Here is a 20,474-nt window from a genome sequence, read left to right on the forward strand (position 1 = left end):
GGGCGGGGGGCCGCCGCGCGGCGCTTTGCCGGACTACAGACGCCGCAATGAATGGCCGCAATCGGCCAGACTCATCGCGTGATGACAGATCAGCGGCCCGAGACATAGGTGACGAACCGTACCGGACACATGGGTAACACATTTCACTTTGCGGGAGGTGTCGATGCCATGGAAGGAGTGTTCGGTAATGGACGACCGTATACGCTTCATCGCGCGTCCTCTGGATGGTGAAGGCATGAGCGATGTTTGCCGGTCTTTTGGGAGTTGCCGAAAGACCCGGTACAAAATTTAAGCCGCTACCAGGAGGCCGGGCTCGAGGCTTTGACCGACCGCGCGCGCGGCTGGTGCGTTATGCCAACCAGCTGCCCGAACAGATCGAGCGGATAATCGTCGCAACCGAGTAGAATAAGCCGCAAACGCTTCTGCCAGAAACAATGAGCCGAACTTCAGGTCCAGGTGATTAGGTAGGCGACACATCGACAGAAATGCTGGAAAGAATGGCAGCAGCTTCGCTCGCTGGCATGCCGGGAATTGTCAAAACCAGGGGCGAACTTGCATCGATTGGTCCGCTGATATGGAATGCGATCTCGCCTTGCTGTTCAGCGATCTGCTGGGCGCCGCGGTAGGTCGCTGAGAACTGCAATGACGGCTGCGAGCTGATCGGAGCTACCCTTAACACGAGTTTGCTGTCCGTATTACAGCGATGTTGCACCCATATCGTCAGAACCAGGTCCGCCCCTATTAGGGGTGTTCCGGTCGTAATCTCGGATGTGCATCGCGGCGGCAGCTGGCCTTTCAATGCGATATCGGCGCTGTCCTTGGTCACGGCTAGTGACCGTTCAGGTGACGACAGCAGAACAAAGGCTGCTATCACAGTTGCGGGCAGCGTCTTCATCAGTTTGGTTCCACTGCGATCGTCAGGACATCCTGGTAGAGACCGCCGACTTGGTTTGTGACCTCACCAATTCGAAAGTCCATCTGATAATTGTCTGCTCGCAGGCCGTTACGCGGATTCCGGACGAGATAGGCAGGGCCAGTTCCCAGGTCTACTGGACGACCGTCAATTGCCAGCCGATAGGATATCGCCCCGACCTTATTTCCGAAGCTTGCGTGTCTCAACTGACCGTCATGCCGCGAGTCAAGCTTGATAAGTACCGGCGACGTCGACCGCACCTGCAGATACGCGTGTCTTTGCACTCCTGTCGAAAGGCTACCAAAATCAATCGAGCCCGCCGGATTGGCACCAAAAATCTGGGAGTTCGAACCAGCGAGGGTTATTTGGGCACGGGCAGGAACCAGCGCGATGACGAGCATCACATAATCGCGTCCGATCTGGCGTGGCGGGCCATTTCCGATCTCGAAAAGCCGGACGGTGACCTGGTCGAGATATTGGCCCGAGCGAGCAAATTCACCGTTGCGAACGCGAAACAGGAATTCGAAGCGGTCTTCCTGTCCGGTAAATCGCTTCAAGGGAAGGAGATCGTTCCCGAATTGCAGCTCGTTCGGCACATTGCGACCCTGCTGCGATATGTCGTATTTCAGCGTGTCGCCGCCGAGCGCTAACCAGCGCTCGAGGCGATTTCCCTTGCCCGACACCGTAACCGCAAATGCGCAATCGCGTCCGGCCTTGCTGCGGACAACAAACTCGACCGAAGCCGATGCTGTATCGGCGTCGAAGGGATCGTAAATGAGACGGATGAGCCTTGTCGAGGGGTCGATCGTCGCCTCGCATCCGCGACCGGAGCTGGCATGCGCGATATGACTGCCCCAGAAAGCTGCGATCAGTGCCAGAACGAAGCAGATATAGCGTGTCATGGTGCCTCTCCCTCAGCCCGGACCGTACCGAGCTTGATAACATTTCCATCGCCAGCAGCCAGCGTAAACTCGGCAGTAAACTGCCCAGCGCCCAGATTGACCCGGTGTCGCCCGGGAAGCAGCCCGATCGCAACGAAACGTCCTGCTGCGTTCGTGAAGAACAGCACAGGCGCTGCACCGGGCGCGTCCAGCGACTGAATGGAGCCGGCAAGCAACGCAATTGGCTCGCCAGTCGCCGTTTGCATGAGCCCCATCGCAGTGAGCGACGCGTCGCTTCCGACCTGAATCTTGAAGCCCGAAGCAATGCCCGGCTCGACGTGATAATAGCCCTGACCGAGGTCATAGCCGGCCGGCGCATCGGGCGCGCGCACCGTCAGGCGGCGCACGCTGTAGGGAGTCGATGCACTCGCGAGTGCCGGACCCCAGGCGCCGGAGCGGGACTGGGCGGCCTCGAGCTCAACACCCTGCGCAATTTCTACGCGGCTCTTTAGGCCGGCGTGCGGATAGGCGATTACAAAATTCGGCCCGACCGGCCGCCCGACGGCCAGACGTCCACCGGCCATGACGATTTGCGTCGATGCGGTAATGCTGGCGCGCTGCGTGACCTGGCGTAAACCGGGACTGGAGGTGGCGTCGTAGCGAACGAACAGGGCCGCACGGTTGTGATTATATCCAAACTCGCCGCTGCCCGACAGACCATCGGCGTCCCGCTGCAAACTCGCTCGACCGCCCCAGTCACCAAGCGCATCGCCCTTGAACCGACTCCAGTCCACCTGTGCTGTGGATTTCCGGGTGTCGACGCTTGAACGCAGGTTGCCACGTTGACCGAGCGGAAGCGAGATGGTGAGCAGAGCCCGGTGGTCGGTCCGTTTCTCGAAGCTGCGCGCGCGCTCGGCCGTCAGAGATACCGTAAACGGGCCTACATTTCGTGATCCGGTGGCACTGATCAAATAGCTGCCCGATAGCCCGCGACGACGCGAAAAGTAGCTGCCTGACAAACCGATATTTGTTCCCCCCGGGAGCATCGCGGCGAGACGCCCGCGAACTTCGACATCGACGAGATTGAGTTCGTTGCGGCCGCCAATCGGTGCAAACCGGCCCGATGTATAACCCACTTCGAGATTGACCACCGGCAGGCGCAGGATGGAAAAATTTTCCAGGCTCTTCTGATAGCTGACAAGGAAGCGCGATCCTCGTCGCCCGGCCGTGTCGGACACCGCTCCGATAAAGGCGAACGTTCCGATGTTTTGAGCCAGCGTGACGCTGCCACCAAGCATGGCCCGTCCCCGCTCAAACTGACCGTCAGCTCCGATCGTGAGATTGGCGCTCAAACCTCGGCGATAAAACCCCGATACAACCGGTTCGTCTCGGATATAACGGATTTGCCCATTGTCGCCGCGGGACTGTTTTACGCCAACATAGAAGCCGAATTCATCAATTCCGGGCGAGAGCAGGTTGAAGTCGAAGAACTGACTGAACCTGGCGATCGAACGGCGACCAAGATCGTCGCGGACGAAGATTTCTATCTCGTTCAGACCACCGACAAAGTTGAAATCACGAATGTCATATTGACCGCGCTCCAAGCGCATGGTCCGCACAGGTGCACCATTTACCGTAATCTCGACGATCGCCGGCTCACTGAGTTCGAAGCGAAATAGGCCCGACGGCCGAATGTTGCGCGAGGGCTGCAACTCCTGATATGTACGCTCGATTGCGATACCCCCCAGCAACGGACTGCCCTGAAATCCTTCCGCCTGAACAGCAAAGTCGCCAACGCGATAGCGGACGACGCGCTCCAGGTCGTCGTGCACGATGAAAGTCTGACCTCGGAGCAGCTGGCGATCGGTCACACCCCCGATACTGAACTCGGAAAATACACTTACGCCACGCTTGCCGCCGAGATTCGCGCTCAGCAATCCACTGCCGCTTAGCGGGAGCGTTTGAAAGCCGCGTCGATCGTGAATGGCGTCCTGCGCCAGGGTAATGATGGCTGAGGCTGAGACGGCTTCTTCGGGAAGTTTCTGACGATCATTGATCGCTCCGATCGATCCCGAAATACTGATGGTCCCGGCTCTGCTGGCATCCGTGGGTAGCTTTAGGCGGAGCTCCAACTGACGGGGATCATACGTTAGTTCAAGCTCGAGCGCGGCAAAGTCGCCGGTCGTGAAAAATTCTCTTCCCGCAAGGGAGCTGAGTAATTGTGTAGCGACCGACGGATCGAGCTTATCCGCCACAAGGCGGCGGAACTCCGTCTCCGGTAGTCTGAAGTCACCTTCCTTGGGGTCAATAGCGACCGACAGGTCGCCGACAAACCGACCGTCGATCATCAGAGGAAGGTTGATGCTGACATATTTCGACGCACCGGGGGAGGTTGTGGGTGCCAAGGGCGTCGCTGCAGAAGCGGTCGCGGGCAACGCGGCCAGTACGCACAACGAGGCCAACGTGCCGTATGACGGTGGAACGTGCGGCATGCGCAACCTCATTGCCGCGCCGTGTCGGTGATCCAGCGAGGGCGAGCCGCATCTTCCGCGACAAGCGGGTGTTGGGCGGCGGGGAGCGTTAGAACGCGTCGGCTATTTGGCAGGATCCAGGCCGGCGCGCTATCCGAGAGCAAAGCCTGGCCCGGTATCGTTGTGGCGCCGATGCCATCGCCGAACGCGAGACTTCCTTCATCGATACGAGCGAACTTGTTGCCACGGTTGATAAGCTCGATGCTAACGGTCCCATCGGTCGCCGCGCTCCGTTCGCCGACTTCAATGTCGGCCGTCGCCCGATCGGGTGTGACATGAGTTATCGCCCGAAACTCAAGTCGGATGGTGACACCCGACGCGGGGGTGACCGGGTTAACGTTGAGGGGGACTTCACGAAATCCAATGACATACATCTTAGACATGTCCAGCGGACGGGGTCCCGTATAACGTACGCTAACATTCTGGCTGTCGCTAGGCGATGCCCAGAAGGCCTCGGGAAAGACGATCAGGTGATCTGCCGCGGGAACGTCGGTTGCGACGCCATGTTCGTCGTAGCTCCGTAGGGTGACCACGGTTTCCACGGCAACCGGAGAGGTCGCGGTGTTGCGATAAATGATGGTACGAGATTCAGCTGGATCGGACGACGGCAGTTCCAAAACCATCGGCGAAACCTGCTGCCCTGAAACCAGGCTAGGGCAGAAACAAGCGGCAACGGCTAATATGGCCCGCACCGCGGTCATTTAAATCCCTGACGTTAAAGAATGGGTGGCAACAGCCGCACGGTCGGCTCGCCCGCTACGTTCGGCACAAGAATACTGCGCGAGGCCCCCGGCGGGATGAGCGTGCGCCCGCCAATATTGGCTAGTTCATAACCTTCAACAACAGTTTCGTCGAAGCGTAGCGAGATATTGTCGAGATAAACGAAGCGATTGCCTTCATTGCGAATGACAATCCGTGTTCCACTACCCTCGCTGACGGCGGACGCAATGACCGGCTTCGGCGCCGTGCCTTGCGGTGCAACGTGAATGGATGCGCCGATCCTCAGGATGCGCTGGACTCCCGAAAGACCCGAGCTCTCGAGGTCGACCGGAACCTCCGTGGTAAACATTGTGAACGAGCGCGACATGGTCGGCGTATCGCCGACGAACTGGATCCTGACCGCTTGGGTTTCGCCGGGCTGCAGCACTGCCTGCGGTGGAAATATGACAAACTCTTCGTCGGCCGCCTTGGTCTTTTCGCTCCCGTCAAGTTCGATCTCGCGTTCGACGATATCGAAGGTAACGGGGAGGGGGACACGCCTGGGGTTGGAAATCGCCACCGAAATTCCGCGAGCATCCTGCGGCAGCCGAATAACATTGATCACCGGCTGAACGTCCACCGCGGTCGCCGGTACAATGGCGGCGACGGCAATCAGGAATGCAGCGAATGCTGAATAGAGTTGGCGCATGTCTTCCCCCGAAGTGAAAAGGGGTTCGGGCCGCGAACGGACCGAACCCCTTAGGACTTAGTTCGGCTGCACTGCCACGGTTACCGTGTCGGTGTAGGTGCCAGCAACCGTTGCCGCGCTCGTGAGCTGGACGCTCATGCTGCGGGTTTGAGCGGAGTTGGTCACGGCCGGGAAGCCGCCCCAGGTCTGCGCCGTCGCGAGCGACACGCCCGAGCTCAGCGGCGAGCCCGACAGAATGAAGTTGTAGGGCAGGCTGTTCGCGCCGCTCTTCATCGCGCCGCCGTTAGCCGACGAAAAGGTCACGCTGGCCGTGCCGCCATAGTTGCAGTTCAGCGACAGCGATTCAGCACCCTGGACGGCAGTGGTTTCCAGGTTGAGCGCGTCAAACGGGCCGTTCAGAAACGACGACAGAATGCACTTTTTGGCGAGCGTGCCCGAGAGCGGCACGTCGATCGAACCATTGGCCGTGCCGGTAACAGTGGTGCCGGTCTGTGCAGTGGCAGGAACGGCAGCGGCAACGGCGACAGCGGCAACGGCAAGAAACATCTTTTTCATATTAACTTCCTCATTCTTCAAGTGTGATGTGGAAGGAACTGCGACCCCGCCCCCTCGCATACGCCTCCGTCGAATCGATGGATTGCGTGCCGATGTTCATTGGGGAGATTCGCAACGGGTGCAAGAAACTTAAGTTATTCTTAACCATGCAATGTCTCAAATCAGGAAAATCCTGTAAAAACAAAAAGGCAGTCTGGTCGGGCCTCTACTTTCGTAACCTAAATTTAACGTCGGCCCGCGCCGCATTTGCAAGCCGTCGACAAAGCGATCGTAAGCGATTTTTTCAGCCCAGTTCGGACCGCAGCATGGGTTTCCGATTTGCTTTGCCGGGTGATCTTTTCCGGCTTGGCGAGCGTGTCGATCAGCCATGAGTGCGGGTGTCTGCGCAACGGTTTCCTCGCACCGCTCCAGATCGTTGGCTCCTCGCTTGAGCGTCAGGGCATAGCGGCCTGAACGACGGTACGCTTCCAGCCGCGATCGTCTATCGGATCGCATCCATTCTGACTTTCTCCGATGGAGCATTCATCGTTGGAGGGCAGGCGCTGAATATCTGCGCCGAGCGCTACAGCTCGGTGAGCGAACTGGCCGATTTCGGTCCCTACACGTCGAAAGATATTGACTATTTTTGACAGCGTGACGCTTCGGCCAAGTTAGCCGAGCAAATCGGAGGACGGCTCCGTATTCCGACGATGGAAGATGCGCTGCCACCGGTCTGGTCGTATTCGAAGTTATGATTCAATCCGGCTGGACCGCCTTGCCACTCCCAACCCCAATCGTCATAGAGATTGACTTTGTTGGCAAATATGACTACATAGCAGCATGTCTCGACAACGCTCCGCACCATTTCTTGGATCAAGGCGGCGCGAAAGGAGTTCGAGGCATTTCGGGCCCGCGCGATCGACCGGGCACTCGATGCGCTTACCATCGTCGCCGATGGCGGGACGCCTGATCTTGCCAAGCCGCTAGCCGGGCTGGGGGCGGGTGTTTGGGAGCTGGCGATCAAAGAGCGCGGCGACGCCTATCGCGTCGTTTACGCGCTGCAATTGGGCGATGAAATCTGGGTGGTTCATGCTTTTCAGAAGAAATCGACCAAAGGGATTTCGACGCCGCGCCACGAAATCGACCTCGTACGTGAGCGCGTCAAACGACTTAAGGAGATGCTCGATGGCTGAACAGAAAGACGATATTGAACTGGTGCGCGGCTCCGGCAACGTCTTCGCCGACTTCGACGTACCCGACGCAAACCTGCGCCAGCTTCGCGCGATCCTCGCCGCCGAAATCGTCAAGGCGCTCGACAAAGAGAGACTGACGGTGCGTGACGCCGAAGTGCGCACCGGCTTCGCTGCGGCGGATTTTTCTCGCATCCGGCAGATTAAGCTCGACCGTTTCACCGTCGACCGGCTGATGCGGATTCTAGGCCGACTCAACAGGGATGTGCAGATCCAAATCTCGGTTGCGCCGCGCGGCCGTTCTGCGAGCCGACGCTTGTCGTCGCCGCTGGCAGCCTGACACTATCGACGGCAGTCCGCCCGCCGACTTTGTGAAGTCCATTTAAATCCGGACTGCTGAAGTTACAGCGGGGGCAAAAGCCTATGATGTCCCCCGCGCTATGTGTCCGGCTGGGCTTGTCCGGCGGCAGCAGGGACGAGACTAAAGGATTCGATGGGGATTTGATCCACCTTGGCGGCACTAATAGCAGCCTGCCCATAACCTGCCCGCACCGCATTTCGCAGCGGGTAGGAGGTGTTAAGTCATTGAAATAATTGGTCGGGACGAGAGGATTCGAACCTCCGACCCCCACACCCCCAGTGTGATGCGCTACCAGGCTGCGCTACGTCCCGACCGGCCCGATTGGGCAGGCGTGGCCCCTAGCGCGCCTTGGCGGGCTATGCAAGGCCATCATGTCTCCGAACTAAGGCGGCATTTTGTTCGCGCGGCGATCGGCATGCCTTGATCCGGACGCTACGTTTCCCATTTCAGGCCCGCTTGTCATAAGGGAGGAGCGCGCTGCGACGGTTGCGCCTCAAGCCCCTGCGTGATAGGCGCCGCGCCATTCTGTGCACTGGTTCCGCGGGGATCGGGCAGCATTTCTAATCGAAAGTTTTTCATTCATGTCGACCAACTTGCTTATGACGCAGGCGGCAGGATCGGGCGGCGGGGCCGCCGGCTTCCTGATGCTGGTCCCCTATCTGCTGATCTTTGTCGTGTTCTGGTTCTTCCTGATCCGTCCGCAGCAGGTGCGCGCCAAGGAACATCGCGCCAAGATTGCCGCGGTCAAGCCGCGCGACCAGGTCGTGACCGGCGGCGGCATCGTCGGCAAGGTGACGCGCGTCGACGATGACTACGCCGACGTCGAAATCGCGCAGGGCGTCAAGATCAAGGTCGTCAAGGCGACCCTGGCCGACGTGATGCAGCCCGGCGGCAAGCCCGCCAACGACTGACGCGGCGGGGTCGGCGTCGCTGCCGCCCCGCGCATGCTATCGGACCATCAGATCATGCTCGATTTCCCGCGCTGGAAAACCATCAGCATCAGCATCATCCTGTTGCTGGGCGTCCTCTTTTCTATCCCCAGCTTCCTGCCCGAAAAGACCCTGAACAATCTGCCGTCGTTCATGCAGGCAAAGGTCAACCTGGGTCTCGACCTCGCCGGGGGTAGCCATTTGCTGCTCGAGGCGGACATTGACGACCTGCGCAAGACGCAGCTGACCACTATGGAAAAGACCGTGCGTACCGCGATGAACGGCGAGCGCGGCCCCGACGATGATATCGCGATTGGCGAACTGGCGACCGAGGGCGGCAAGATCAGCTTTCTGATCCGCGACCAGGCACAGCTCGACGATGCACGTGACCGTTTGTTCAGCCAGACCCAGGGCGCGGCGATGACGGGCCAGCGCGACTGGGACATCGACATCATCGACACATCCCGGATCGTGATGACGCCGACTGCCGCGGGCCAAACGCAGGCGGTCGCCGACGCGATGGATTCGGCGCGCGACATCATCGACAAGCGCGTCAACGATCTGGGCACGCGCGAACCGACGATCATCCGGCAAGGCAACGACCGTGTTGTTGTGCAGGTTCCGGGATTGCAGGATCCGTCCGAGCTGAAGGAACTGATCGGCAAGACCGCGCGGCTGGAATTTCGCATGGTCGACCCCAACGCCGACCCTGCCGAAGCCGCCGCGGGTCGTGTGCCGGTGGGCAGCGAAATCGTCCCCTATGCCGAAGGCGAGGGCAGCGGAGCAACGTTCGAGGTGCTGCGCCGTCAGGTGATGATCAGCGGCGAGCAGCTGATCAACGCCAAGCAGAGTTTTGACCCGCAGTCGAACGAGCCGGTCGTGTCGATCAGTTTCGATTCGGGCGGATCGAGCACCTTTGCCAAGGTGACCGCGCAGAATGTCGGCAAGCGTTTTGCAATGGTGCTCGACGGCAAAGTTCTGTCGGCGCCGTCGATCAACGAACCGATCCTGGGTGGTAGTGCCCAGATTTCGGGCAGCTTTTCGGTCGCGAGTGCCAATGCGCTGGCGATCTCGCTGCGCTCGGGCGCACTGCCAGTGAAGATGGCGGTGGTCGAAGAGCGCACCGTCACACCCGAACTGGGCGCAGATTCGATCCGCAAGGGGGCAATCGCTGGGATCATTGCAACCGTCGCGGTGCTGACGCTGATGATCGTCGTATATGGCCGCTTCGGCATCTATGCCAACGTGGCGCTGGTCTTTAACGTGTTTCTGATCATTGCGATCATGGCGGCGTTCAACGCGACGCTGACACTGCCGGGTATTGCTGGGTTTGTGCTGACGATCGGCGCCGCAGTCGACGCCAACGTGCTGATCAATGAACGAATACGCGAAGAATTGAAACGTGGGCGCAAGATCTATCAGGCGATCGACCTTGGCTATTCTGAAGCGAGCCGCGCGATTTTCGACGCCAACGTCACCAATGTCATCGCTGCGGCACTGATGTTCTGGTTCGGCTCGGGCCCGATCAAGGGATTTGCCGTGGTGCTGACCATCGGCATCATCACCAGCGTTTTCACCGCCGTTACCGTCACACGGATGTTCGTTGCGCATTGGCTGCGCACCAATCGTCCCACCACGATCAACATTTAAGGGAGCGATGAGATGCGCCTGCTGAAACTCGTCCCCGACGACACCAATATCCAGTTCCTGAAATGGCGGCATATCGCGATGGCGATTAGCGTGATTTCGATCATCGCCTCGCTAGTACTGGTCGGGGTACGCGGATTGAACCTGGGGGTCGACTTTGTCGGCGGCCAGTCGGTTCGCGTCGAATTCGCCCAGGCCATGCCGCCGATCGACGAGATCCGCGAAAAGGTCGGCGCGATCGGGCTGGGCGAAGCGACGATCCAGCAGTTCGGGTCCGATAGCGCGATCTCGATCCGTACCGCGCTGCCCGAAGGCGACAAGGCCGCGGCCGAACGCGCCGGCCAGCAACTCGTTGCCGGGATCGAAGCGGCGTTCCCGAACGCAGAAACGGGTTCGGTCGAAACCGTGTCGGGCAAAGTGTCCGAAGAGCTGCTGCAGACTGGAGCGCTCAGCCTGATCCTCGCGATGATCGGCATCTCGATCTATATCTGGATCCGGTTCGAATGGCAGTTCGGGGTCGGGGCGCTGTTCGCGCTGTTCCACGACGTGACGATCACCTTCGGCTTCTTTGCGCTGACGCAGATGCAGTTCGACCTCAACATCGTTGCCGCGTTGCTGACGATCATCGGCTATTCGCTGAACGATACGATCGTGGTGTTTGACCGCATTCGCGAGAATCTGAAGAAATATCGCAAAATGGAGATCGTCCCGCTGCTCGACCTCAGTCTGAACGAGACCTTGGCGCGCACCGTGATGACCAGTCTGTCGATGCTGATCGCGCTAGGCATGCTGTTGGTCTTTGGGCCCGACGTGATCTTCGGCTTTACCGCCGCAATGCTGCTCGGCATTTTTGTTGGCACTTATTCGTCGATGTATATGTCGGCGCCAATTTTGGTGTGGCTGAAGGTCGGACCGCACAGCTTTGTGCCACGTACGACCGCGGGCATGGACGGCGGCGAGCGGGTCGAGCGCAAGGACGACGGCGCGGTGGTTTAACGACCCGCGCAGCGGCTAAGATGTGCGGCCAGTTCGCGGCCGTTGCGGTCCCAGTCGAATCGATCCGCCAGGGTGGCGGCGACGTCTGACGGGGCGGACGGGTTGGCGAGGATCGCCTGAACCGCCTGGGCAATAGCGTCCGGAGTCCGTTCGATAATCCGCCCCGCGACGGGCGAGGTCACCAGTTCGGCGGCGCCGCCCGCATCGCTGATGACGATCGGGGTGCCGCAGGCGAGCGCCTCCACCCAGGCATTGGCCAGGCCTTCACTGACCGACGGCATCACGACGACATCGGCAGCGCGATAGAGCTGCGGCAGCTCGGCGTTGGCGACCTGACCCATGACATGGACGCGCGCCGCGACGCCGAGCCGCTGCGCTAGCGCGCGGTAGCGGCCTTCTGCTTCGCCCGCGCCGGCGAGCCGATAATGGACGCCGGGCAGCGCGGCGAGCGCCTCGATCACGAGCGCCTGTCCCTTGCGCGGGATGAGGGCGCCGACGGTCAGGATCATCGGGGAGGAATCGATCCCGAGCGCCGCGCGGGAGGCGGCGCGGTCGCCGGGCGAGAAGCGGGCGGTGTCGATCCCCGTGTAATGGGTGGTGACCTTTGCGGGATCAATGCCGATCGCGGCCATGTCGCGGCGCATCGCGTCGGAAACGGCGAGCAGGCCCGCGGCCTTGTCGGCGGCCGCGATCAATTGCGGTGCGGTCGCGGGATCATGGCCGAAATGGCTGATGTCGGCGCCGCGCGCCTTAACCGAAAAGGGGAGGCCGAGCGCGGCGGCGACGCGCATCGCGGCGGGACCGTCGGGGTAGAAGAATTGCGCGTCGACGACGTCGAAGGTCTGGCCGGACACCGCCGACAGCACGGCGCGCGCGACCATCGCCGGGTTAAGGCGCGCGCCGATGCGCGGGATTAGCGGGAAGCGCGGGCGGTGGACGGTGAGGCCGTTCCAGCTTTCAGTCCGCGGCAGGGTGCGGAGCCTCCGATAGCGCGGGAGCAGCGAGAGCGGGAAGGGCGGCAGGCCGACCGGCGCGACGACGGTGAGTTCAATCCCTGGCTGCGCGGCGAACGCGCGCAGGCTCTTTTCCACGAACAGGCCGAAGTTCGGGCGGGCGGCGTCGGGGAAGAGCGTGGCGATCGACAGGACGCGGAGCAGGTCGGTCATATGTCCACTTTCATCCCCTGGTCATTGCGAGCGGAGCGAAGCAATCCAGAGCCGTTCACGCACGCGCTGGATTGCCGCGTCGCCTTCGGCTGCTCGCAATGACAATTCAAGATATGGTCCTCTGTCTTAGAGCGTGCGGATCAATCGCACCGCGATCGCGGCCCAGGGCGGGTTGCTGACCACCTGTTGCCGCGCGCCGGTGCCGAGCGGCAGCAGGTGCAGTTTTTCGCCATCGACGTTGAGCAGCCGCGCGAAGAAAAAGCGCCCGGCGGGGCGCGGGACGAGGAGATCGCGGTTGAGCGCGCTGGTCCAGTCGCCTTCGATCCGTCGGCACCAGATTTCGTCGCCGGTGCGGTAATCGCCGATCGACGAGGTAACGCGCACGGCGATCATGTCTTCGCCGGGGCGCGCGGTGAGCGCCTGTTCGACCCGCGTCGGCGCCTGCGCGCCATCGGCACCAAGGTGCGCGGTGATCGTCAGCTGGGTATCCTGCGGCAATTGCACCAGCTCGGCAGCTTCGACTCCCAGCGCCGCGGCAATACGGTTCATCCAGCCAAGCGACAGCGTGCGCGTCCCGGTTTCGAGGCGGCCGATCGTCTGCGCGGTGGTCGGCGGATCGCAGCGCGCGCCGACCTCCTCGAGCGTCAGGCCCTTGGCGCGGCGCACGGCGCGGATGCTGTTGATCATCGCAAAACCTTCAAATAACCAAATCGGTTTCTTATTTCCTGCAAAATATTCCAGTGTCAACGCCTGTCTTCTGGCCAAAGGAGATTGGAATGACCGCCCGCCAGCTAGCCGCCCGCCTGCATCGCGATGACCGCATCGATCGCGACAAAAGCGGCCCGCAGATGATGCGGCAGGAGGCGGTCAACATGGCCGAGAGCCCGATCGCCTGGCCGTCCGACATTTGCTGGCGGGTGATGTGGGCGGGTGAGGGGAGTGCCGGGGCGGAGAAGGGGCTGGGCAGCGCGGTCGGGAAAGCTGGTGCTGAGGCTGGCGCTGGATCGGTTGCCGCGGTTTTATAGGCTGGGTTAGCCGGGGCGTAAGGTCCGAACGACCAATTGCTGCCGGTGATCTTCCCTGTCGCGCAGCGATGGGGAGGTGGCAGCGCCGGAATACGCTGCTAGCGGTCCCTGCCTTTGCGGGGGTGACGGTTATTGGAGTGCTTCAACCTCTTCGGCCAGTTCCAACCAGCGATCTTCCGCCGCGGCCTTTTCCTCGCGCAGCTTTTCCAGCTTGCCCGTCAGCGCGGTGAATTTTGCATGGTCGCGCGTGAACAAAGTGCCGTCCGACAGCTCGGTTTCCGCCGCCGACATCTCGGCTTCGATCGCCTCAATCCGGCCCGGTAGCAGGTCATAGTCGCGCTGATCCTTGTAGCTCAATTTCCTGCGCGCGGTCGGTGGGGGCGAGGCGGCGGCGGTTGAGGCCTTGGGTTTGATGCTGTCCGGCTTGACCCGCTTCGCCTCCCAGTCGGCATAGCCGCCGGCGACAATGTCGACCTTGCCGGTTCCGTCGAGGCCGAGCGTCACGGTGACGGTGCGGTCGAGGAAGTCGCGGTCGTGGCTGACGAGCAGCACCGTGCCGGCATAATCGGCGATGACTTCCTGCAACAGGTCGAGCGTTTCGAGGTCGAGGTCGTTGGTCGGCTCGTCGAGGACGAGCAGGTTCGATTCGCGCGCGAATTCGCGTGCGAGCAGCAGCCGTGAGCGTTCGCCGCCCGAGAGCGCGCCGACGCTGGCTTCCATGACGCCGGGATCGAACAGGAATTCCTTGAGATAACCCTGGATATGTTTTTTGACCCCGCGCACCTCGACCCAGTCGCCGCCGTCGGCGAGGATGTCGCGGACGGTCTTGTCGGGCGACATCAGGCTGCGCTGCTGGTCGATGACGATGCCGTCGAGGGTCGGGGCGAGGGTGATCTTGCCCTTGTCGGGCTGGATCTCGCCGGTCAGCAGCTTGAGCAGGGTCGATTTGCCTGCGCCATTGGCGCCGACGATGCCGATGCGGTCGCCGCGCTGGACGCGGAAATCGAAGTCCTTGATGATGATGCGGTCACCGAAGCTCTTTGACACGCTCTCGGCGACGATCACCGATTTCGAGCGGACATCGTCGTTGGCGAGGCCGAGCTTGGCGACGCCGGGGCCACCGATCATCGCGGCGCGGGTCGCGCGCATTTCCTTGAGCTTTTCGAGGCGGCCCTGGTTGCGCTTGCGGCGCGCGGTGACGCCGCGTTCGAGCCAATGTGCCTCGAGCCGCAGCTTCGAATCGAGCCTTTGCGCGGCGCGCGCTTCCTCGGCGGCGACGGCATCGCTCCATTCCTCGAAGCCGCCGAAGCCGATTTCCTTGCGGCGGATGCTGCCGCGGTCGAGCCACAAAGTCTGGCGCGTCAGGCGCGTGAGAAACGTACGGTCGTGGCTGATCGCAACGAACGCCCCGGTGTAGCGCGCGAGCCAGCTTTCGAGCCAGTCGATCGCGGCAAGGTCGAGGTGGTTGGTGGGCTCGTCGAGCAGCAGGACGTCGGGGTTTTGCGCGAGGGCGCGGGCGAGCGCAGCGCGGCGGCGTTCGCCGCCTGAGGCGCTGGCGGCCGTGCGACTCAAGTCGATGCCGAGTTGGTCGGCGATTGCTTCGACCTCATAGGCTTCGGGCGCGGCGGGCGCCGCGACGGCGAAATCCATCAGCGTTGCGAAGGGCGAAAAATCAGGTTCCTGTTCGAGCATCACAACATGCGTGCCGGGGACGATGACGCGCTTGCCCTTGTCGGGATCGATCTGGCCCGCGAGCAGCTTGAGCAAGGTGGTCTTGCCTGCACCATTGCGGCCGATCAGCGCCAGCCGGTCGCGTTAGCCGACATAGATGTTGAGATCCTCGAACAGCCAGCCGCTGCCCTGAACAAGGCCAAGGCCTTCATAAGATAAAATCGGTGCTGCCATTATGAACGGCTCGCTACTGGCGCGTTCAGCATCATGCAAGCGCCGTCCGCGCAAAGGCCGGAACGGGTCTGTTCCGTCAGCGTTACGGAACCAGATTTCACAACTGGCCGGGGGTCCGGCCAACAGGAGAATGAAATGACGAAGCAATTGTTCGCCGTTATGGCAACCGGACTGGCATTGATCGCGGCAACGCCCGCGCTTGCGCAGCAGGGAGGTTCGACGGTGACCGCAGCGACGACGCAGGGACCGATCCTGGCCTTTTCGGTCAGCGAGGAGGTGCGCTCGCGCCCCGATCAGGCGACTGTTGGCGCCGGGGTGACCACCACCGCGCCGACCGCGGTCGAGGCGATGCGACTGAACGCCGCCGCGATGGACAAGCTGATTGCTGCCGCAAAGGCGCGCGGGATCAAGGCCGAGGACATCCAGACGAGCGGCATCAGCCTGTCGCCGCAGTATGACTATAATAATCAGGGCAATGGCCAGCCGCCACGCTTCCTGGGCTATCAGGTGAGCAACAGCGTTCGCGCGACAACGTCGAAGATCGCCGACATTGGCCCGCTGCTCGATGCGCTGGTCGCCGCGGGCGGCACCAATATCGACGGACCGTCGTTCGGCATGAAGGATCCCGACGCGCAGCTGGTCGGCGCGCGCGGCGCCGCGATCAAGGCTGCCGAAGCGAAGGCGGCGGACTATGCGCGGCTTGCGGGTTTCCGCGGCGCCGAGCTGGTGTCGATCAGCGAGGGCGGCGGCTTTGGCCCGAACCCGCCGATGCCGATGGTGCGATTGCAGGCGATGGATGCGGCAGGGAAGGCGACCCCGGTCGAGCCGGGCCGCGTGTCAAATACGCTGACGCTGAATTTCCAGTATCGGTTGGTTCGGTAATCTGATGGGAGTCGGCTGACGTCGACTCCCACTTTCCGTTCGTCGAGCTTAACCCAACTCGCCCTCCGCCCACGGCCAAGGCCGTTCGCGGAACCATTTGGTGATGATGTACTTGCGCCCCTTGCGCACCTTCATCCCGTGGTGGAGCGTGTCAGGGTTGGCAGTACCGTCGGGGCGGACATTGTTCCACGCGAGCAGCTTGCCGGTTTCGGGCTGGTGGAGCTTGCCAGTCGCCAGAAAGCGCGTCGCGCCGCCTGCGCCGGGTTCGTTGAGGTAAATCATCAGCGTCCAGCTGCGCTGCCCCGGGATCGCGCAATAAGTTTCCCAGTCGGCGCCGTGCGGGTCGAAGTAATCGGTGTGCGCCTTGAACTCCTGTCCGACGTCGTAGCGCTGGCCCTGCATCGGCTCGCCATATGCAAGCGCAATCCCGGTAAGGTCGTGGAGGCGATTGTTGACCGCGATGACCAGCGGGTCGCGGTGATCGAGGTCGCACGTCGTGCTGGTACGAAACGCTTCGTCGCCATTGGGATCGGCGATGGTTGAGGGGCGGACGTCGCGGTCGATCTGCGCCATCAACCCGGCACAGGCTTCGGCGTCGAGAAAGCCTGGCAGCATATATTGTTCGAGCTTGGGCGTCGGCGCGCGGCGGATACCCGGGACCGCGGCGAGCCGCGCCGCGGTGCGGTCGGCGCCGGAGGTCGTCATGTCGACAAATTCATTTGCAGCCATGGTGCGCTTCTTAGCAGGGAAGCGCGTGCGAACAATGCTTGACGAACGGGGCGATGCGCGCCTATCGCCGCGCGCTGTCGAGGCCGCTTTCTGCGCCCTCTTCGCATATGTGGCGACCATAGCTCAGTTGGTTAGAGCGCCGGTTTGTGGTACCGGAGGTCGCGGGTTCGAGCCCCGTTGGTCGCCCCATTTCCGTTAAATTTGATCGAGAGTTATTTGATCCAAGATTTTTTCGCCGTGGAAACGGCGTGACTCTTCGCGCGCGTTTGATTATTACATCTTCACGTAATTTTTTAACGCGAGGGTTTGCTATGTCCGCAGTGTGGGATTTTGCCGATTTCGACGATCATGAGCATGTCCACATGTTCCGTGATCGTGTCAGCGGGCTGACCGCGGTCATCGCGGTCCACTCGACGCACCTCGGCCCCGGGGCGGGCGGCGTGCGCTATTGGCACTATCCCCAGCGTGCGGCGGCGATCACCGACGCGCTGCGCCTGTCGCGCGGGATGAGCTATAAAAATGCCATGGCCGGGCTGCCGATGGGCGGCGGCAAGGGCGTGATTCTGGCGGACGAGGGCGCGGTAAAGACCCCCGAACTGCTCGCGGCGTTCGGCCGCGCGGTGGAATCGCTGGGCGGCGCTTATGTCACCGCCGAGGATGTCGGCATGTCCGATGCCGACATGGTTGCGATTTCCAGACACACCAAGCATGTCAGCGGGCTTCCCGTCGCGAGCGGCGAAGCGGGCGGCGATCCTGGCCCACTGACCGCGCTGGGCGTCTATCTGGGCATCAAGGCGGCGATCAAGCAGGGGCTGGGAACAGACAGCGCGAACGGCGTGCATGTCGCGGTGCAGGGCGTCGGCAGCGTTGGCGGCGGCGTCGCACGGCGACTGGCGGCCGAAGGCGCGAAGCTGACCCTCGCTGACGTCAATCTGGCGCGCGCCAAGGACCTGGCTGAAGAGCTGGGCGCTGACCTGGCTGATTCGGCGGCGATCATGGAAATCGAAGCCGATGTGCTGAGCCCCAATGCGCTGGGCGCGATCTTGACCGAGCGCAGCATCGAGAAACTGCGCGTGCCGATCGTCGCGGGCGGCGCCAACAACCAGCTGTCGACCGCCGCCGACGGCCAGCGCATCCACGATCGCGGTATCGTCTATGCGCCCGATTATGTGATCAACGCGGGTGGCATCATCAACGTTGCGCTCGAATATCTGGGGCAGGGAAGCCGGGAGGAAGTCGAAAGCCGGATCCATTTGATCCCTGGGCGGCTGGCAGAAATATGGGCCGAGAGCAAGGCGAGCGGCGCGCCGGCATCGGCGGTTGCGGACCGGATGGCGCAGAAGCTGATCGGGCGGGGGTAAGTTTAAGCGCGGCTCCTCGAGTCCGTTCGCCCTGCGCCGGTCGAAGGCCCGTTCTTCCTTTTGGCGCTGTCGGAGGAAAAGCGGCGCTTCGACAAGCTCAGCACTAACCGATTTGGGGTGCGCCGTTTAGGCGAAGGCTAGCGCGTCCCTAAATTTCCGCTAAGCCACCCCCAATGAAGCGGCATTTGTTTTTGGTCGGCGGTTGGGCGTCGCTCGCGGTCGGGGCAATCGGGGCGTTCCTGCCGCTGCTGCCGACGGTTCCGCTCGTCATTCTTGCCGCCTTTTGCTTTGCGCGCTCCTCGCCGCAGCTTGAGGCGTGGCTGCTGAGCCATCCGGCATTTGGCCATCATATCATCGCATGGCGCGAAAAGGGGGCGATCAGCCGCAAGGGGAAGATCGCGGCGATCATCGCTTTCGCATTCAGCATTGTGCTGGCGTTGCTGTTTGCGCCCTGGCCGTGGATGATGGCGCCGATTATCGCGGCGGCGGTGGGCGGCAGCTGGATTTGGACGCGGCCGGAGGGGTGATTGTCGTTCAGCCATGGCGAAGCTTGACGTCCGCGCATCGCGTGGCATGAGGGGCCGGACCGGGTCGCATCGGGCAAATTGCTGGACCCCTGTGCCGGGCTCCCCTAAGGACGCGAACCGATGCACGCTTACGCGAATCCGACCCGTTTTCTGGCAATTGCCAGGCCGCTGACGCCGTGGCTGCTCGGCGCTGGTTTGCTGCTCGTGCTGGCGGGCGCATGGGCCGGGCTGACGCAGGTGCCGGGCGATTACAAACAGGGCGAAACCGCGCGGATCCTGTATATTCACGTCCCCGCAGCGTGGCTCGGTATGGGCGGCTGGACCTCGTTGGCGCTGGCAGGACTGATCCAGCTCGTGTGGCGCCACCCGCTGTCGGGCATTGCGGCGCGCGCGATTGCGGTGCCGGGGATGTTGTTCACCGCGCTGTGCCTCGCCACCGGATCGATCTGGGGCAAGCCGACGTGGGGCACCTGGTGGGAATGGGACGGGCGAATGACGTCGATGCTTGTCCTGCTGTTCCTCTATGCCGGTTTTATTGCGCTGACCAATGGCGATGCCGGTGGTGGTGGGGGCCAGCGGCAGGGCGGTTCGCTGTCGCGCGGTGCGGCGATCTATGCGCTGGTCGGGGCGATCAATATCCCGATCATCAACCGCAGCGTCGTGTGGTGGAACAGCCTGCATCAGGGGCCGAGCATCACGTTGCGCGGGTCGAGCATCGACAATGCGCTGCTATGGCCATTGGGCTTGACCTTATTGGGTTTTTCACTGCTATTCGGGGCGATCGTATTGATGCGGATGCGGCGGATCATCGCCGACAATCGCGTTTCGGCGCGGCTACGGCGGCTGGCCGACGACGAGGGGAACTGAGCGTGACGGGGGTGATCAGCGGCAGCGGTCAGTGGGCCTATGTGGCGGCGGCTTACGGGATAACGGTGCTGCTCACTGGTGCGGTGCTGTGGTCAAGTTGGCGCGCGATGGTGAGTGCCGAGCGACGCAGCGACGCGCTGCGCAAGGATCGTCGATGAAGGCGAAGCATCAACGGCTGGTGCTCGCGCTGTTCGCGGTCGCGGGGATTGCGGGCGCGGGCGTGCTTGGTGCGAGCGCGCTGCGTGACGAAGCCGCTTATTTCCGCACGCCGGTCGAGATCAAGGGCGGCAAGGCGGTCATTGGCGAACCGATGCGGCTGGGCGGCATGGTCGCTTTGGGCAGCATCGCGCGGCAGAGCGATGGCCTGACGATCCGCTTCGTCGCGACCGACGGCAAGGCGTCGGTGCCAGTCGAATATACGGGTATCGTCCCTGACCTTTTCGGTGAGGAATCGGGGATGGTTGCCGATGGCCGGATGCGCGCCGACGGGACGTTCGTCGCCGACCGCATCCTGGCGAAGCATGACGAGCGCTATATGCCGCCGCAAATGGGTGACATGCCGAAGAATATGAAGGCGCCGAAGGCGTGAGCAGTTTCCATTGGGCGTCATTGCGAGCGAAGC

The 20,474-nt window shown here is 62.2% G+C and carries 22 protein-coding genes and 2 tRNA genes; 13 read left to right on the forward strand and 11 right to left on the reverse strand.

The genetic code is table 11. The features are described 5' to 3' along the window. Positions 1–460 precede the first annotated feature (460 nt). The 6 genes from K0M74_RS13180 to K0M74_RS13205 are packed head-to-tail and all read right to left on the reverse strand — an operon-like array spanning position 461 to position 6,288. Positions 461–895 (reverse strand): hypothetical protein, encoded by a 435-nt coding sequence (locus K0M74_RS13180; protein WP_293973138.1) that lies wholly within the window; start codon positions 893–895, stop codon positions 461–463. Further along, positions 895–1,815 (reverse strand): hypothetical protein, encoded by a 921-nt coding sequence (locus K0M74_RS13185; RefSeq protein WP_293973141.1) that lies wholly within the window; start codon positions 1,813–1,815, stop codon positions 895–897. Before K0M74_RS13185 ends, K0M74_RS13180 begins: the two co-directional genes overlap by 1 nt. Further along, positions 1,812–4,286: a hypothetical protein gene (locus tag K0M74_RS13190; protein ID WP_293973144.1), complete on the reverse strand. Its 2,475-nt coding sequence runs from the start codon at positions 4,284–4,286 to the stop codon at positions 1,812–1,814. Before K0M74_RS13190 ends, K0M74_RS13185 begins: the two co-directional genes overlap by 4 nt. An 8-nt stretch (positions 4,287–4,294) precedes the next feature. Next, positions 4,295–5,026 carry a hypothetical protein gene (locus K0M74_RS13195; protein ID WP_293973147.1) on the reverse strand — a complete coding sequence of 244 codons (732 nt, stop codon included), beginning with the start codon at positions 5,024–5,026 and terminating at the stop codon, positions 4,295–4,297. 14 nt (positions 5,027–5,040) lie between these two features. After that, positions 5,041–5,733, reverse strand: a complete 693-nt coding sequence (locus K0M74_RS13200; protein WP_293973150.1) for a fimbria/pilus periplasmic chaperone — start codon at positions 5,731–5,733, stop codon at positions 5,041–5,043. 57 nt (positions 5,734–5,790) lie between these two features. Further along, entirely contained in the window at positions 5,791–6,288 is a 498-nt protein-coding gene (locus K0M74_RS13205; RefSeq protein WP_293973153.1) for a spore coat protein U domain-containing protein, read from the reverse strand. 851 nt (positions 6,289–7,139) lie between these two features. On the opposite strand from K0M74_RS13205, the gene K0M74_RS19875 reads away from it, so the two are divergent. Together K0M74_RS19875 and K0M74_RS13210 are read left to right on the forward strand one after the other, a co-directional pair. Next, entirely contained in the window at positions 7,140–7,460 is a 321-nt protein-coding gene (locus tag K0M74_RS19875; protein ID WP_366932666.1) for a type II toxin-antitoxin system RelE/ParE family toxin, read from the forward strand. Next, complete coding sequence (locus K0M74_RS13210) at positions 7,453–7,797, forward strand: helix-turn-helix domain-containing protein (RefSeq protein ID WP_293973156.1); 345 nt, start codon at positions 7,453–7,455, stop codon at positions 7,795–7,797. Before K0M74_RS19875 ends, K0M74_RS13210 begins: the two co-directional genes overlap by 8 nt. 255 nt (positions 7,798–8,052) lie before the next feature. On the opposite strand, the gene K0M74_RS13215 is transcribed toward K0M74_RS13210, so the two are convergent. Then, positions 8,053–8,129 (reverse strand) — tRNA-Pro (locus K0M74_RS13215). A 270-nt stretch (positions 8,130–8,399) separates the two neighbouring features. On the opposite strand from K0M74_RS13215, the gene yajC reads away from it, so the two are divergent. Genes yajC through secF form a run of 3 tightly spaced genes read left to right on the forward strand, consistent with a single transcriptional unit; the run spans position 8,400 to position 11,390 of the window. Continuing rightward, entirely contained in the window at positions 8,400–8,729 is a 330-nt protein-coding gene (gene yajC / locus K0M74_RS13220) for a preprotein translocase subunit YajC (RefSeq protein ID WP_088440730.1), read from the forward strand. Between the two features lie 54 nt (positions 8,730–8,783). Next, complete coding sequence (gene secD / locus K0M74_RS13225; protein WP_293973202.1) at positions 8,784–10,397, forward strand: protein translocase subunit SecD; 1,614 nt, start codon at positions 8,784–8,786, stop codon at positions 10,395–10,397. Between the two features lie 12 nt (positions 10,398–10,409). After that, positions 10,410–11,390: a protein translocase subunit SecF gene (gene secF / locus K0M74_RS13230; protein WP_293973160.1), complete on the forward strand. Its 981-nt coding sequence runs from the start codon at positions 10,410–10,412 to the stop codon at positions 11,388–11,390. Here secF and K0M74_RS13235 read toward each other — a convergent pair. Together K0M74_RS13235 and K0M74_RS13240 are read right to left on the reverse strand one after the other, a co-directional pair. Next, a complete protein-coding gene (locus K0M74_RS13235) occupies positions 11,387–12,556 on the reverse strand; it encodes a glycosyltransferase (protein WP_293973163.1) in 1,170 nt (389 codons plus the stop codon). The genes secF and K0M74_RS13235 overlap by 4 nt on opposite strands. 126 nt (positions 12,557–12,682) lie before the next feature. Beyond that, positions 12,683–13,243: a helix-turn-helix transcriptional regulator gene (locus tag K0M74_RS13240; RefSeq protein ID WP_293973166.1), complete on the reverse strand. Its 561-nt coding sequence runs from the start codon at positions 13,241–13,243 to the stop codon at positions 12,683–12,685. 297 nt (positions 13,244–13,540) lie between these two features. Here K0M74_RS13240 and K0M74_RS19880 point away from each other — a divergent pair, with 297 nt between their 5' ends. Continuing rightward, a complete protein-coding gene (locus K0M74_RS19880) occupies positions 13,541–13,591 on the forward strand; it encodes a hypothetical protein (protein ID WP_366932668.1) in 51 nt (16 codons plus the stop codon). 119 nt (positions 13,592–13,710) lie between these two features. On the opposite strand, the gene K0M74_RS13250 is transcribed toward K0M74_RS19880, so the two are convergent. Beyond that, positions 13,711–15,387 (reverse strand): ATP-binding cassette domain-containing protein, encoded by a 1,677-nt coding sequence (locus tag K0M74_RS13250; protein WP_293973204.1) that lies wholly within the window; start codon positions 15,385–15,387, stop codon positions 13,711–13,713. Between the two features lie 234 nt (positions 15,388–15,621). Here K0M74_RS13250 and K0M74_RS13255 point away from each other — a divergent pair, with 234 nt between their 5' ends. Continuing rightward, positions 15,622–16,368 carry an SIMPL domain-containing protein gene (locus K0M74_RS13255; RefSeq protein WP_293973169.1) on the forward strand — a complete coding sequence of 249 codons (747 nt, stop codon included), beginning with the start codon at positions 15,622–15,624 and terminating at the stop codon, positions 16,366–16,368. 48 nt (positions 16,369–16,416) lie between these two features. On the opposite strand, the gene K0M74_RS13260 is transcribed toward K0M74_RS13255, so the two are convergent. Further along, positions 16,417–17,097 carry a 2OG-Fe(II) oxygenase gene (locus K0M74_RS13260; RefSeq protein WP_293973172.1) on the reverse strand — a complete coding sequence of 227 codons (681 nt, stop codon included), beginning with the start codon at positions 17,095–17,097 and terminating at the stop codon, positions 16,417–16,419. A 112-nt stretch (positions 17,098–17,209) separates the two neighbouring features. Between K0M74_RS13260 and K0M74_RS13265 the strand changes: the two genes are divergently transcribed. The 6 genes from K0M74_RS13265 (at position 17,210) to ccmE (ending at position 20,441) form a co-directional block, all read left to right on the forward strand. After that, positions 17,210–17,286 (forward strand) — tRNA-His (locus K0M74_RS13265). Between the two features lie 122 nt (positions 17,287–17,408). Then, positions 17,409–18,458, forward strand: a complete 1,050-nt coding sequence (locus K0M74_RS13270) for a Glu/Leu/Phe/Val dehydrogenase dimerization domain-containing protein (RefSeq protein ID WP_293973175.1) — start codon at positions 17,409–17,411, stop codon at positions 18,456–18,458. A gap of 173 nt (positions 18,459–18,631) precedes the next feature. Then, positions 18,632–18,985 (forward strand): YbaN family protein, encoded by a 354-nt coding sequence (locus K0M74_RS13275; protein ID WP_293973177.1) that lies wholly within the window; start codon positions 18,632–18,634, stop codon positions 18,983–18,985. A 120-nt stretch (positions 18,986–19,105) separates the two neighbouring features. Beyond that, entirely contained in the window at positions 19,106–19,852 is a 747-nt protein-coding gene (gene ccmC / locus K0M74_RS13280) for a heme ABC transporter permease CcmC (protein ID WP_293973180.1), read from the forward strand. Between the two features lie 2 nt (positions 19,853–19,854). After that, positions 19,855–20,010 carry a hypothetical protein gene (locus tag K0M74_RS13285; RefSeq protein WP_293973183.1) on the forward strand — a complete coding sequence of 52 codons (156 nt, stop codon included), beginning with the start codon at positions 19,855–19,857 and terminating at the stop codon, positions 20,008–20,010. Continuing rightward, a complete protein-coding gene (gene ccmE / locus K0M74_RS13290) occupies positions 20,007–20,441 on the forward strand; it encodes a cytochrome c maturation protein CcmE (RefSeq protein ID WP_293973186.1) in 435 nt (144 codons plus the stop codon). Before K0M74_RS13285 ends, ccmE begins: the two co-directional genes overlap by 4 nt. Positions 20,442–20,474 lie beyond the last annotated feature (33 nt).

It is taken from the genome of Sphingopyxis sp. (assembly GCF_019459305.1).
In the GTDB taxonomy this organism is placed as follows: domain Bacteria; phylum Pseudomonadota; class Alphaproteobacteria; order Sphingomonadales; family Sphingomonadaceae; genus Sphingopyxis.